A 15148-nucleotide genomic window follows, 5' to 3' on the forward strand; every position below is an offset into this window, starting at 1 on the left:
AATTTGAACAATACTGTCGCAAAACATTAAAAATCAAAATATTTCAATAATATGACACCGCGTATGATGTTTCATACGCGGTGTTCGGGTTTTCTGTAGTTTCAGCCTTTGATCGTTTTTTACTTTGAAATACGCCCGCCGCTAATCTTCGCGGAATGCCCGGTTCAAACTATCCGTAATAGGAGAAACCAGATAATCGATGGCGCGGCGCTCCTTGTGCACGATGATTATTTCAGCGGGCATGCCGGGATAGAGTCGGGCCGTCGGATTTGCGGCAAGGGATGCCGGAGTAATTTCGGCACGGGCCACGAAAAACGCCGTGTCGGTCTTTTCATCCAGCGACTGGTCGGCGGCTATATAGGTCAGTTTGCCATCGAGCGGCGCCATCGAACGCTGATTATAGGCAGTCAACCGGATCTGTGCGCCAGCACCAACCGAGATACTGTCGATGTCGCGCGGGCTGATCTTCATTTCAACGACCAGAGGCTCGTTTTCCGGGACGATATCCATGATCGCTTCGCCCGGCGCGATGACGCCGCCCGGCGTGCGCAGCCGGATATTGGCGACGATCCCGTCCTGCGGCGAGCGAACCTCCACGCGCCGCATCACATCCTTGGCGGCAACGATCCGTTCCTGCACATCCGAAAGCTCGACCTGGCTCGACGTGATCTCACCTGCAATCTCGGACTGGAGGTCGCTTTCAATACCCGTCAGGGCGAATTCAGCGCCGGCTTTTGCCTGTTCGGCCTTCGCCTTGTCACCGGCATATTCGCCTCGGTCGCCCGCAAGCTGGCTGAGGCGCGTATCGATTTCCGTCAGTTTCGATTTCTGGGCGAAGCCTTTTTCAACCAGGCTGGCAATGGCCTTGCGCTGATCGCTGATGAGTTCGATCTGGCGGTCGGTGGCCGCGATCTGCGCCGTTGAGGCCTTCGCCTGTTCCGTATACTGCTCGATGGTCTTCTGCTGGATGTCGATCTTGCTCAATTTTTGCGCAAGCCGCTTCTGGAAAAAGATATTCTCGGCGCGGATGGCGTTTTGCGCGTTTTCGCCGCCATCGGCAAACCCTTCCGGAAAGCTGATTTCCTTCTCGCCCGATTGCTCGGCGCGCAGCCGCGCCAGTTTTGCGATCAGGCCGATGCGCCTGCTTTCGAGCGACTGGAGATCGGAACGCGCCTTGGTGTCGTCAAGCCGGAGAAGCGGCTGGCCAACCTTGACGATGTCGCCTTCCTGTACCAGCAGGCGATCCAGAATGCCGCCCTCAAGATGGCTGATGGTCTTGCGCTTGGAATCGACGATGACCGTTCCCATCGCAACCGCGGCACTTCCCAGATTGGCGGAATAGGCCCAGGCGAAAAATCCGCCGAAAGCGACACCAATGGTGGCGAGACCGGCAATGATGAGACCGCGCAGGGGCGAGCGCGAATCCTCCCGCTCCAGATCGAGCGCCCATTCGGGTTTGACGCTGCCGAAACGGGTGAGAGCCTTGTGATCCGCCGATTCTGCACGCGGCGCGAGCAGGCTGGAAACACGACGAGGAATGACAGATTTACCCATCATGCGTTTGCTGCTCCTGTTTGCGGGCCGGTATTGGCGGGTGTCAATGAGGCGACGACATCGGTGCGCGGACCGAATTGCGAAATGCGTCCGTTTTCGAGCACCAGCAGCTTGTCAGCGACCTGCATGATAGAGGGCCGATGTGCGATCATGATGACAATGGCGCCATCGTCGCGGGCGTGTTCAATGGCGCGGATCAGGGCGCGTTCGCCGATGGCGTCGAGATTCGAATTGGGTTCGTCGAGAACGATCAGGCGCGGGCGGTTGTAGAGGCAGCGGGCAAGCCCGATTCTCTGGCGCTGGCCGCCGGACAGTGTCAAGCGACCGTCGCCGACCGGCGTATCGTAGCCGAGCGGCATGCGTCCGATCATTTCATGCACATCGGCAAGGCGCGCGGCTTCCAACACGCGATGCGGGTCGCTGTCACCCATGCGGGCGATGTTGTCCTTGATGGTGCCGTCCAGCAGCGAGACCGATTGCGGCAGATAGCCCGCAATCTCGCCGAATGAACCGCGTTCCCAAAGATAAACATTGTTTCCATCGAGGAAGACGCCGCCGGAAGTGGGCTTGACGATGCCGATCAACAATCGCGCGAGTGTCGATTTGCCCGCAGCCGAAGGGCCGACGACGCCCAGCACTTCTCCGGGCGACATCGAGAATGAAATACCCTTGATGATCGGAACGTCGACACCCGGAGCGGCATAGATCAGCTTGTCGACCACGAGATCGCCATTGGGCCGCGGCGTGGGCATGGTCTGGCGGGTGGCCAGATTTTCCGAAAGCAATGACTGGACGCGCTTCCAGCTGGCGATTGCGCTGACCCACTGGCGCCAGTTTTCGACGATTCGGTCGAATGGCATCAGCAGGCGACCGATAATGATGCTGGTCGCGATCATCGCGCCGGGTGTGATTTCCTGCTGCATGGCAAGCAGCGTACCGATGCCGAGCGATCCGATCTGAATGATGAAACGCGCGGTGCGGGCAATCGAGGATAGGGCGCGGGCGCGCGTTCCGCCGAGGTCGAGCACGTCGAGCGCCTGAACCTGCATCGTGCGCCAGCGGCGGGCGAGCGCCGGGAGCATGCCCATCGCTTCGATGACTTCGGCGTGGCGCAGGCTGCCGCCGATTTTCGAAACAGCCTCGATATTGGCTTGATTCGCTTCCTGGATCAGGTTCCGGGTCAGGAGGTCGGTGAGCACGCCACACGCGACCAGAATGATGACAGCCACAAGACCGATCACGCCCAGCATCGGATGAAGCAGGAACAAAACCCCGAGAAAGATCGGCGACCAGGCCGCATCGAGCGGTGCATTGATGGCGGGTGAGGTCAGGAAACTGCGCAATTCGTTGAGATCGCGAAGGGTCTGGGTCGCTTTCGGCATGCCCTGGTTCACCGAAGCCTGCACGGCGGCGGTCAGAACCGCGAGATTGAGGCGGCGCACAAGCGCGCTTCCCATGGCCTGGAAGGAGAGCGATCGGATGAACTCCAGCACGCCGAACACCAGCATGGCGCCGACAGCCAGCAGGGTCAGCATGGTGAGCGTATCCATGCTTCGGCTGTTCAGCACTCTATCATGAACCTGCAACATATAGAGAGGTACAGTGAGTTGTAGCAAATTGATACAGGCACTCAGCAGCACCGCATAAAGCAGCCCCGACAGGAAAACGCGGCGGGCCTTGAAAATCAGGCCTTTGGGCGTAGTTACAGAATCGTCCTGCCCCTTTTTGTGTGTGGGGCTCTTGCCAATCGAACTGATTTCGCGAGTATCATTCATACGCTATCTGCCTTGGAATGGTCACAGGTGGCGGATATCCCTAAAAACTGTGGTCAGGTTCTCAATATCAGTAAAGTAATACTGTAGAGAATGTGACAGAAAAAAGGTTCTTGAGGCGGGGAAATGCGAAAGGAGCAAAGAAAATATAACCGAAAATTTCTTCAAAATTTGAAGTAAAATTGAAAATGGAGAGAAAAAGATGCAAAAACTTCTACACGAGGGAGTGGAAGTCGAAACATCAGTCGATGGCTTTACTGCCGTTGATTTTCCTGAAGTCACCGCCGAAAAACAGGAACGCAGACATCCGGTTCATACAGTCGTTATCACGCATTTCGAACTGGCCCGGATGATAGAACGAGTGAACCGCCGCTTTGTGAGCTTGCTGAAAACCGAGCTGACGAAGTTGGGCGTGGAAGATATCGGCCCGGCTCAGACCCTGGTTCTGATGGCTATCGGCGATGTCGAGCTCACTGTGGGTGAACTATTGGATCGCGGACATTATGTCGGTTCCAACATTTCCTATTATTTGAAACAGCTTACCGACGGTGGCTATGTCGATCGCGTTGCCTCGCAAAGGGACAAACGATCCGCGCGTATTCGCTTGACGGACAAGGGTGAACGGCTGTGTGCCAGCCTGCGAAACGCAAGCCGGGCCTACAATCACATTCTCACGCGGGATGAAGATGATCTCAGAAATCTGGAGATCGCCTATCAGACCCTGCACAGACTGGAACTCGTGTGGGGTAATGCCGCACGGTTCGGCATTTGATGCGTCGCGGCGATTTTCGGCCGTCGGTCGAGCACGTTTTGTAACATGCGTATAGCATTTGTGCACAGGCGTGGCTTCGGCCAGTTCGCTGCGCTGGCTGAAAATCTGGCCACCAGCGGACATGATGTAAGCCTGATCTGCGAGACAGTGGACCGTCGCCTTCCAGCGGTCCGCGTCATCCGCCACAGAGTGGAAACCGGGCCTCGCACCGGCGGTGCGATGGCCAGATATCTTGAAGTGCCCGATCATCACACGAGGATCGGGTACCGCGTGGCAGAGACACTGGAATCCATGGCTCATCACGGTCAGGCGCCCGATATCGTCGTCGGCCATATCGGTTGGGGCAGCATGATGTTCGTCAAGGACGTGCTGCCCGCGGCACCGGCGCTTGGCTATTGTGAATTCTTTTATCGCGCCAATGGCGCGGATGTGGGGTTCGCCCCCGATGACAGACCCGATATCGAGACCCGCAAGCGACTGCGCCTGCGCAACATGGCGCAGCTCATTACCCTTGAGGGGATCGACGGTGGCCTGAGCCCTACGCACTGGCAGAAAAGTCTTTATCCGCGTTCGGTGCACAATCGCATTGCCGTGGTGCATGAAGGCGTGGATACGAAGCTTTTCTATCCCGATCGCCATGCCACGATCCAGTTGCCGGATGGGCGGACGCTGAAAGCAGGGGAATCGCGCGTGATTACATTCGTCGCGCGCGATCTCGAGCCCTATCGCGGGTTTCCCCAGGCGCTTGAAGCGGCAGCCAAGGTTATTCGCAAGAACGACGACGCAATCTTCGTTTTTGTCGGCGGCGATGGCGTCAGCTACGGAACGCCGCCGCCGGGGGGAGGCTCCTGGCGCGAGCATCTCATCAAGAATTTCGATCTGCCGCCTGATCGTGTCGTCTTTCCGGGCACGATTGCGCATGGCCAGTTGCGCAAGCTCTATCAGATATCGACGGCCCATATCTATCTGACCTACCCGTTCGTCCTGTCCTGGTCGGTCGTGGAAGCGATGGCTTGCGGTGCGCTTGTCATCGGCTCGGACACGCCGCCTGTGCGCGAAGTGATCCGCTCGGGACAGAACGGCCTGCTGGTGCCCTTTTTTGATACAGATGTGCTGGCCGAAGTGATCCTGAACGTCCTGCGCGACCCGGATGCATGCCTTCCGATGCGGGCAGCCGCGCGCCGCACGGTGGAAAACCGGTTCAGGTTGTCGGATTGTTTACGGCAGCAAAAAACCTTGATCGATGCAGTATTGAACGGGCGATAACGAGTATGTGGCGATAATCGGGCATGGAAAGCCCAATAATGAAATATAAAATATCGTATTTCAGTGTGTTTACGGTGTAATATCAATATATCGTGACTTTGTTTCAAATTTTGAATTAAAACCTTTTCAAATATTCGCAATATTATCATATAGTTGATGCTATATCGCTGTTGACAATACATAATCTGTATTTTCTGATTGTAGCGGCAGGCCGAGACTCCCAAGTCGGCCCTCACACAATGGATGATTATGTTGAGCACACCACTTCCTGCGATCTCGGCGCGGAAATCCCGCCGATATGCCATTGCTTCGATGCGTGATCGTGAAGCCCTGGAAGCGACGTCTCTGGGCGAGCTGACCACCTTTGTCGAAGGCGATGGAAGACGTCTTCGGCTGGCGAATACATTTCCTCTTGTGGCGGTTGCCGCATCGCAGGAAGGCGAGAACGAGCTGAAGACGATTCTGGAGCAGGTTTATCGTCTGAGCACCATTCCGGAACTTCCCGTTGTGCGCATCGACGACACGACGCCGGAGACTGTGCCGCACTTGGTCACGCAATTGCTCGAAAGCAGTTTGGACCGTCTCGTCGGCCATGTCAGCAAGGTCCATGCCGAGCTTGCCATGCTGCGGCGCGAACGCGAGACGATGTTTGAGAATTACCGGGCGATTGAGGATGCATTCCACGCCCGCAACTGGGATTCGTCGACCGAAATCTTCAGCCATGCCCCTTTGGTCGATCCGAAGGATGAGGGGTTTGCACGCCTGCTGCGCGAATCGGAGATCGAGCAACTGTTTCCGGTTTCGAGCTATGCCGTGTCCGGTTTCGCCCTGCATTTCCGCGATCTGCCTGCCAACCGCAACGGCCAGCTGATTGTGACGCTGGACTATCTGGAAAGCGGCGAAGGCATTGCGGAATGGCTGGTGCCGTACGGCACGCTGCATTCGGAATGGAATTTCTTCGCGCTTCCAAAGGCCTGCGACGGCAGTCATCGCACATTGCGCCTGCGCATATCCGCCACGGGCGGCGTTCCACCGGAACTGTCGCTCGGCAATGTGATCGCCAATGAGCGTTATGCAGCGCGGGCCCGCATTCCGCATGCCGATCTCGACATGCGACCGCTGGCGCTGCGGATTTTCACCGGCCTGCCGGGTGTTCGTCCCGCATCGCTGCCCAATGCCATTGTGCCGACCGCGCTGATGAATGGCCGCAAGGTCGATGATTATCGCCTGCCGATCGAGTTGTTGCGCAATGTGGCCAATGTTTCCGTTACGCCCATTACGCCGGATTTTCCGACGGTGCGTTTTCTGGAACATGAAGATGCCATTGGCTGTCACCCGCTTGAGGAGGGCGTCACCGCGGCTGCGATCCGCCGTGTGGTCGCGCCGGGAACGGTGCGCATTTCCGCCCGCGCCGTGATCGATCATCCCGAAGGGCAGCCCTGTGCGGTTGGTCTATTGCTGGTCAATCTGGCGTCCGATGTGAAGGAGGAAATCAACGCGATTTCCAGTCTCGACCGCCGCCGTCAACAGGTGCTGTTCAGCGGTTGGTCGGAAGTCGCGCCCAATCGCCCGATCGACATCAACTTCATGCTTGAAGAACCGATCGACCGCACGATGGATCTGGTGGTGCTGAGCAGGGCGGCTGCGGATTCCGTCGATTTTTCCTGGCTCAAGGTCTTCAATTTCCGGCTGGTCAAGCACGTCGAGGCGCGCCCGGTTCAGGAATTAGCCAAAGAGGCCGCGAATGTACGATAGGTCGAAGGATTTGATCGTCATTGCCATGCCGCTTTATGGCCATGCGGCGCTTGCGCTCGAAGCACTGGAAACCATTCTCGCATCAGAGACGGTTTTCCGCACGCAGATCGTGGTATCGGTCGATGGCGATCCGCGCCGTGAGGTGTTCGACAGCCTGACGCTTTATGCGGCAGCGCATTCCAACATTCACATCATCTTCGGCGAGAATGCCGGTCCCGGCGGCGCGCGCAATCGTGCTGTCGACTATATTCTCGAAGAGATGCCGGATGTGAAGGCGGTCTATTTCGTCGATGCCGACAACCGGGTGCAGCCGCATACCATCGACACGCTTTATCGCAAGCTTTTGGCGTCGAATGCGGGCTGGGTCTACACCAATATCGACACGTTTTCGGTCAACTGGCGCGCGCATTACGGCGACAGCTATTCGCGGCTGATCCACTGCATCACCGACAATATCTGCGATACGGGATCGATGATTTCCGCGGATGTCTTCCGCAGCGGTGTGCGTTTCGATGACGACCGGCAAAATGGCTTTGAAGACTGGGAGTTCTGGCTCTCGGCGATTGAAGCGGGATTCGTCGGCGCACCCTGTCACGATACCGGCTTTGAGTATCGCCTACGTGCGGAAAGCCGTTTCAAGGAAGCCAATCGCGACCGTTCCGGCTCGATCAGTTTCTTGCGCAAGCGGCACAAGGCATTGTTCCGACGCCCGACGCTTGTGGGTTTCGAACATGAGGAATGTCCGCGCTATGGCGTGATCCGGGCAGGCGAGGGGACGGTCAGCCTTTTCACCGATCTTGGCCTTGGCACATCCGACCTGAAATTCGATGATGTCATTCGCGCATTCTGGGGCAGCGTTTCCGAGCCCGATAATTTTCACTTTCCGCCATTTCTGGCCTCGTCCAACACGGAAACGCTGAAGCTTCTGGCGCGGTCGCGGCTGCTGCCGAATATATTGTCGCGGCTCGAAAAGCTGTCGGAACAGGCCAATATCGTCTTTGTGGAACTGACCAATGTCGAAGACGAGCGGCGGATCGACACCGAGATCATGCCGTCGGGCACGCGCCAGCCACATGCCGATCTGATTTTCGTTTCGACCAGACTGATCAAGGAAATCATCGAAAACGATGCGCTGGACTGGTTCACATCCTTGGGCACGCAGCAATTGTGGCCCACATCGGCGCTGATGAAGGTGCGCTTCCCGTTCCCGCGCGTTCGTCAGCGCCGTGCCCTGTCGCGGCCGGAACAGTCGATGCTCAATCTGGTGACATCGATTGCGACAAGCCCGCTCAAGCAGAGCGCGTCCGCGCGCTGGACCTGGCGCCCGCGCCGCTTGCCGGCATTGTCGGACATGTATCGGGTCTTGCGCAACGAACTTGGCGGCGGGCCGGTTCTGCCGCTGGCGCATAACCCGGCAAGGAAAAAGACCGCTGCCGTTCTGGTGCCGAACGCCTCTTTCGGCGGGGCGGAGAAGGTTGCCTATGCCGCCGGCCGCGAGTTGAAGAACCAGGGTTTCGAAACCCATCTCTTCGTGCTCGGCAATGAACGCATGGATGTGCTCGACGAGTTCGATCAGGCCTTCGATTACCTGCATTTCTGGAAGGAGGGCATCCCGGCCTGGGGCGACACAAATCGCTTCCTCGGTCAGGACTTCATCACGGAAGATCATCCGCTCGACTGGAGCATCCTGCGCGGCCAGCTTTCCGGCTTCGATCTGGTGGTGAACAACCACGTCATGGCCGCGCATCCCCTGATGGGGAAGCTGCGCTCGGAAGGCACGCGCACCGCCTGCTATCTGCATGTGGTGGACGAAACGGTCTTCCGCCGTCAGGCCGGTCAGCCCTATGCGGCAATTGCTTTCGAACACGCCTATGACGCTTTTCTCACCTGTTCGGATCAGCTGAAAATCTATCTGCACAGTTTTGGCGTGCCGTTTGAAAAAGTGTTCTCGGTGCCAAACGGGGCCAGTTTTTCAATCGATACAAAACAGCGGGAGCAAGTCACCGCAGCGCGCAAGCAGGGCCGCAAGGGCGAGCCGATGCGTATCCTCTATATGGGACGGCTCGACCGTCAGAAGGGCATCGACCGGTTGCACGACGCAATTGTCAAGCTGAAAGAGCAGGGTATTCCGTTCGAGGCGCAGGCCATCGGCGGCGAAATCCTGTCCGACGATCCAAGCGCATCGTGGATGACGCGCCTGAAGGAAGCAGGCGTGAAGGTTTCCCCGCCGGTCTTCGACGGCAAGGACATTGCGAACCATCTCGCATGGGCCGATGTCCTGCTGATGCCGTCGCGCTGGGAAGGCGCGCCCTTGATGATCGCCGAGGCGCAGCAGCTTGGCTGCGTGCCGGTGGCAACCGCCGTCGGTGCTGTCGACGAGCTTATCAATCATGGCCGCGACGGCATTCTCATTCGCAATGGCAATGACGCGCAGATCGTCTCCGACATGACGCGCATCCTGACCATTCTTGCACAGGATCGCGATGCGTTGATGCGGACCGCCGAAGGGGCACTCGCCTCCGCTGCCCACCGCACATGGAGCGCGGCATTTTCCGAATTTACCGACTGGGCGAACGAAATACGTCCCGTCTATCCGAAATCCCGGTCTTCCCAGCCGGATGTTGCAGACGATGCCAGCGCGACCGCCGTTCTCCCCGGCCGCGCAGTTGCCTGATTATACCAGAAAGGTCGACCTATGAGCCGCCCAACCAATCCACGAATCCTCGTCACGGGCATTCCGAGCCATCTGACGCGCCTCATCCAGCGTGCGGATAAGGCGCAGGTCCATTACTCGGAAAAGCAGCGGGATTCCGAATCCAGGGATAATTTTATCCAGGAGCTGAAGAATATCTCCAATACCGGCAATTATCTGATCGGCGAAGGTGCGATGACGGCGCTTTTGCCGACGGCCCGGCACATTCCGTTCTGGCACCTCTATAATTGCGTCAATAATGGAACGGGACTGGAAGAGATCAACAAGGAATTCGATATCTGCGTCTTCACCTGCGCAAACCTTCTGCGCAAGGGACTTTCAGCGGATGCCGAAGCGCTTGTTCTGTCCAGGCTCGACATGCCCGTCGTCATGCTTGGCATCGGCATTCAGAACCGGCCCGATATTGAAGGCGAGGACGGTTTGCCTGCGGGCACGAAGAAACTGCTGGAAGTGTTGAAAGGCCGCGAACATTATTTTCTCACGCGCGGCGAAAACGCAGCCGGTTATCTGCGTGACCAGGGCTTTTCCTATGTCCGTCCGGTCGGCTGTCCGTCGCTCTATTTCAGGCCGGACAATATGCGCAAGGCCATCAGCCGTCTGCCGGATGTGAAGGTCGGCGAGGGCCGCACCGTCTTCACCGGCTATATGGGGGCTGAACTTGAAACCATCGGTGACATGAATGCACTCGGTTCGAATGACGGATGTTCGGCCTATGTGGTTCAGGACGAGCTTCTGCATTTCGATATGCAGCTTGAACCCGATGCCAATGGCCGCGCCTATGATTCAACCACCGGCGAACTCGTCGGCCCGCTGACCTACAAGGGCTCGGGCGATCTCAAGAAGAAGATCAGCGTTCACGCCTTTCTCGATACCAATCAATGGCGCGCCTGGTGCTCGACCATGGATTTCTCCTTCGGTCGCCGCTTCCATGGCAATGTCATCTCCATGCAGGCGGGCGTGCCGAGCCTGATGGTCGCTGTCGATGACCGCATGCGCGAGATGCTGAATTTCTCCGGCCTGCCGAAGATCGATGCGCGTGATCTCAATGCTGCCAATGATCGTCGCGCTTTCGTCAGCGATCATATCGCTGCGATGAACATTCCCGACGTCATCGAAAACTATTCGGCTCGGGAGCGGAATTTCCGAAGCGTGCTGTCAGAAATCGGCATTGGCTGATCCTGGAGCTTTGTCCAGCAGTTTTATCAATTCAAGCGAAGATGGATCATCATGCGCATAATGATTACCGGCATCCCGTCATATCTGATGCGGACCGTCGAAAGTGTTTCCGGGGCGCGCGTTAAGCATCGCCCCTATTTCGAGCCCATCCGCACCAGGAAGGATGTGATCGATCAGGTCAAGAAGATTGCCAATACCGGCAATTATCTCATCGGCGAGGGCGCGGCCAACGCCGTGCGCGGCCATGATGTGACCTATGTGCCGTTCTGGCATCTGGCCAATAGTCTCAATTCGCCGGATACTTATGCGGAGCTGAATGAGAGCTTCGATCTGTGCCTTTTTGCTTCCGCCAATCTTTTGCGCCCCGGCTATGCGGCCACGACGGAATCCTTCGTCTTTGAAAAGCTGAACATGCCGATCGTGGTCATGGGCATCGGCATTCAGAAGAAGGAAAACCTGAAGGCGGAACTGCCGGAAGGCACGCGCCGGTTTCTCGAAATCCTGCGCCGCAAGGAGAGTTTTTTCCTCACGCGCGGGCATTTCACCGAGGCGTTTCTGAAGGATGCGGGCATGAAATATGTCCGTCCGACCGGGTGTCCGTCGCTCTATTATGCACCCGACCAGATGAAGCGCTCTCTGGCCCGTCTTGCCGACCCGACGCTTGCCGATGCGCAGAAAATCTCCTTTGGCGGTTATCTTGGCAGCGTGGCCGATACGATTGTCGATGCGCATGCGCTGCTCGAAAAGGACAGCGTCGCAAGCTATGTCATTCAGGACGAAGTCATCGTCTACAACATGAACATGGCGGTGGAAGATCATGCGGAAGCCTACGATCAGGCCGCAAGCCGCATCACCGCGCCTGTCGATTACAAGCATATGGAAAAATGGCAGCGCAAGAATGAATTGCTGGTGTTTTTCGACACGCATAAATGGCGCAGCTGGATTTCCGGTCAGGATTTCGGTCTGAGCCGCCGCTTCCATGGCACGATCATCGGCATGCAGTCGGGTATTCCGGGACTGATGATCGCCGTTGATGATCGTATGCGTGAAATGCTGGGCTTCGTCGGATTTCCGCATATCGAGGCAAGCGTCTGGAATCGCGAGCCACAGAAAAAGGCATATCTGCGCGACTTTCTTTCCAGGATCGATGTGCCTGCGGCCATCAATCGCTATTCGGAATGCGAGGCCAATTTCAATGGCGCGCTGAAGGATATCGGTATCCGCTGATGAAAACCGGCAGGAGCATTGGGGGCAGGAAACGGGCAATGGCAGTCCTGCTTGGCGCTGCCTTGCTTGCCATGGCACCCGGTGGGGCTCTTGCCGATACGCGCTTTGGCGTCAACCGGGTCAATATGGCCTGGCTCAAGCCCGCCGAGCGCGAACAGATCTTCGACCAGATGGTGAAGAACGGTGTGGCGGCGGTCAGGCTGTCCCTGACAAGGCCGCTCGATCAAAGTATCGATGCCGTGCGTCTGGCCCATGAAAAAGGACTGGCCGTCCTGCTCGAAATCTCGCTCAACAATGCGGATTTCTATCCGGAGGGAACGAAGCCCCGGTCTGGACGCGGACGCATCTGGGATATGTATCGGCTTTCCGACATATCGCCGGAGCGTTTTCAGCAGGTGGTCGGGGACGCCTTGCAGAAGATCGACGCGCTTGGGGTGCCACTGCTTGCCGTCGAACCCGGCAATGAGATCAATTGGGGCGCCTATAATGGCGATCTGGCCATTCTGCCCAAGGCAAAGATGAAGACCGCTCGCTCACTCGACGCGATGGAAGAGCTTCCCCTCGTCGAAAAGGGTGCGGAAAAATACGTCGAACTTTTGCGCATCGTGCGTGCGGAACTCGCGCAAACCAGACACAGCGCCAGGGCAAAGGTAGTATCTGCGGGCCTGTCCGATATTCCCTTCATCGATGCCGACCGGCGGGGAATAGATACGGTCGAGCCTGCCGCCTTTACCGATCTTCTCAAGAAGTACGGCCTGGATGAAGCTGCCGATGGCTATGGCATCCACATCTATCCGGGCAGCAGCGGCACGCAGGCCGCACGGGCGAAACACATCAGCAATGCGCTGTCATTTTGCGGCGGCGCCAATGGCAAGCCATGCTGGATCACGGAATGGGGCTTTGCCAACACATCCAAGGCCTGCCCCGCCAATGACAATAATCGCGAAAAACTGGTCGGGAAGGCCCGCGACCGCTTTCGCCAGATGATGGATAGCGGCCGGATCGCAGCCGCCTATTATTTTGATTGGGATGCAAGCACGTATGGTGTGTGGCGCTGCGGCGCGCTGACGCCGGCCGGTAAAGCTGCAACGGTGACGCAATGAAACTCAAGACTGTGATCATTGGCGGTTCCAACACCGTCATGCTGCCGGGCTATCTGCCCACACTTCTGTCGACCATGGCGCGGCGCGGGGTGGAACTCGATATCCTCGCCGATCTTGCGGTCGGCGGCACGACGAGCGCGCTTGGCCTTTATCAGCTCAAGCAGTTTGAACGGCTTGAAGAGTGCGAGCTGCTGCTGATCGAATATGCGATCAACGATGCTTTTGTTTACGGCGATGAACGGCGCCCATTCCGCCATTGGGCGCGGTTTTACGAGGGGATCATACGCTACGCGCTTGAGCGCAATCCGAACCTTCGCATTGCAACGCTCATCTTCGGCGCGCGCAATGGCTCCTTTCTGAATTCCGTTCCTTCAATTGATGCGGGCATCCATTACATCTCGCAATGGTATGGAACCATCTCCGCCGATGTTTCACGAATGCTGATGCAGCAATATGGCCGCGATGTCGTGAGCAATCCGGCCTTCTATCTCGATCAGGGCCATTATGCGCGCCCGGTTTCGACAACCATCGTCGCGAATCTGATCGCCGATGTTCTCGAACCGGCCTTGTCGGTTCCGCATCGTCCCAAGGCGCTGCCATTCGCCATCGATCCCGACCATTTCGCCAATGCGCGGGCTTTGAGCGGCGAGCAGCTTTGCAAGCGGCTTGGCCGCGTGCCGGTCCAGTACAGCAACCGCCGCTTTTCGATCTCGGCGCTTGATCTTGGCTCGGACAGAATGCGCTTTGAGGTGGATAACGGGCAGTTGCTGGCGCTTGGCTATGTCTGCGATCCGCGTATTCCGCCGCTTGATGTGGCAATGGGCGGGGAGGTGCATCGCGCTGCGATGATGAAGGGAGGCGTGCGTGATGGCACCTACAAGTTCCTCGTGTCGATGCTGAGTTTCGAGTTTCTTTACGGCGCGAAATTGCTGGAGGCTCGCGGAAATGTGGCGCTGATCCTGTCTGGAGCCGACGAGGGCGTGGAGCACAAGCTGCATGTCCCCAAAGACAGTGCCCACCACGAGGAGCTGCCCGCGGAGCCGGTTCTTCCGATCACCGGTATCCTGTTTTCCGGCAATCTGAAAGTCATGTCGCTGGAGAAGAAAGCTGCGGCAAGCGCGGATTTATCGGAAGCGGCCCAATAGTGCGCCATGCCGTGTAAATCCTGACGCTGGCTCATGGCGGTCATCGCAACCGACCGGCCATGTATAGCTTTATTAACCCGTTGTTAAGAATCTGGAACAAACCGGTCTTTTGCGTGTTAGAATAACATATGCAGAAATGCACAATGCACATCGCTACGCACCATGGGAGGGAGGGCAGAGATGAGCAATATTCTATTCTGGACCGCTTTGGTGATTGTACCCGTGCTTTTGGGTACAGCCTATGCCTATCTGCAATCGATCCGCCACAGGGACGATTTTTAAAAGCAGAGCTATAGTTTCGGCGGGATGATTCAAGCGAAGCGCCGCAGTAGTTCCGGTGCATGAAATCGACGTGGATTGAAAATCGGTCCGCCATTCGTGGCAGGACCGTGTCGGTGGCGCTTCGTCGGCGCCGACAGGCAACATGCTCATTGCCCTGGTTTTGTGAAATAGTTTCATTTTATCAGCGATATTTTACGTTGCCTAATGAAAGAAAATACCCTTGTATTATTGGGACTGCGGCAGCCGTCGGGGCGCTTTGAACAGACTTCAGCACGAAGGGGCGTGCCACGCCGGTTGACGCTCCCGGCATTCTGACAATGTTTGCATGGAAACGGCGAGACGCAGCCACGATGGGAACAGTGTGAAGCTGAACATCTGAACCG

General features: G+C 57.3%; 10 protein-coding genes. 8 read left to right on the forward strand and 2 right to left on the reverse strand.

Translation table 11 applies throughout. The features are described from left to right. Positions 1 to 141: 141 nt before the first annotated feature. Positions 142 to 1557 carry an HlyD family type I secretion periplasmic adaptor subunit gene (locus AVM02_RS08535; protein WP_411506543.1) on the reverse strand — a complete coding sequence of 472 codons (1416 nt, stop codon included), beginning with the start codon at positions 1555 to 1557 and terminating at the stop codon, positions 142 to 144. Next, on the reverse strand, positions 1554 to 3329 hold the full coding sequence (locus AVM02_RS08540) for a type I secretion system permease/ATPase (protein WP_411506544.1): 1776 nt from the start codon (positions 3327 to 3329) through the stop codon (positions 1554 to 1556). Before AVM02_RS08540 ends, AVM02_RS08535 begins: the two co-directional genes overlap by 4 nt. A 199-nt stretch (positions 3330 to 3528) precedes the next feature. On the opposite strand from AVM02_RS08540, the gene AVM02_RS08545 reads away from it, so the two are divergent. From AVM02_RS08545 to AVM02_RS08580, 8 genes are all read left to right on the forward strand, one after another. After that, positions 3529 to 4098 carry a MarR family winged helix-turn-helix transcriptional regulator gene (locus AVM02_RS08545; RefSeq protein ID WP_411506545.1) on the forward strand — a complete coding sequence of 190 codons (570 nt, stop codon included), beginning with the start codon at positions 3529 to 3531 and terminating at the stop codon, positions 4096 to 4098. 45 nt (positions 4099 to 4143) lie between these two features. Further along, the gene (locus tag AVM02_RS08550; RefSeq protein ID WP_411506546.1) at positions 4144 to 5364 is read left to right on the forward strand and encodes a glycosyltransferase family 4 protein; all 1221 of its coding nucleotides are present in this window, start codon (positions 4144 to 4146) and stop codon (positions 5362 to 5364) included. A 249-nt stretch (positions 5365 to 5613) separates the two neighbouring features. Next, positions 5614 to 7119 (forward strand): DUF6212 domain-containing protein, encoded by a 1506-nt coding sequence (locus AVM02_RS08555; protein WP_411506547.1) that lies wholly within the window; start codon positions 5614 to 5616, stop codon positions 7117 to 7119. After that, complete coding sequence (locus AVM02_RS08560; protein ID WP_411506548.1) at positions 7109 to 9793, forward strand: glycosyltransferase; 2685 nt, start codon at positions 7109 to 7111, stop codon at positions 9791 to 9793. Before AVM02_RS08555 ends, AVM02_RS08560 begins: the two co-directional genes overlap by 11 nt. Before the next feature lie 21 nt (positions 9794 to 9814). Further along, positions 9815 to 11008 (forward strand): polysaccharide pyruvyl transferase family protein, encoded by a 1194-nt coding sequence (locus tag AVM02_RS08565; protein WP_411506549.1) that lies wholly within the window; start codon positions 9815 to 9817, stop codon positions 11006 to 11008. A 51-nt stretch (positions 11009 to 11059) separates the two neighbouring features. Beyond that, the gene (locus tag AVM02_RS08570) at positions 11060 to 12235 is read left to right on the forward strand and encodes a polysaccharide pyruvyl transferase family protein (protein WP_411506550.1); all 1176 of its coding nucleotides are present in this window, start codon (positions 11060 to 11062) and stop codon (positions 12233 to 12235) included. Between the two features lie 38 nt (positions 12236 to 12273). After that, entirely contained in the window at positions 12274 to 13338 is a 1065-nt protein-coding gene (locus AVM02_RS08575) for a glycoside hydrolase (RefSeq protein WP_411506551.1), read from the forward strand. Next, a complete protein-coding gene (locus AVM02_RS08580) occupies positions 13335 to 14483 on the forward strand; it encodes an SGNH/GDSL hydrolase family protein (RefSeq protein ID WP_411506552.1) in 1149 nt (382 codons plus the stop codon). The genes AVM02_RS08575 and AVM02_RS08580 overlap by 4 nt, the downstream gene beginning before the upstream one ends. Positions 14484 to 15148: the final 665 nt, after the last annotated feature.

Source organism: Brucella anthropi (genome assembly GCF_046630315.1).
Lineage (GTDB): Bacteria > Pseudomonadota > Alphaproteobacteria > Rhizobiales > Rhizobiaceae > Brucella > Brucella anthropi_A.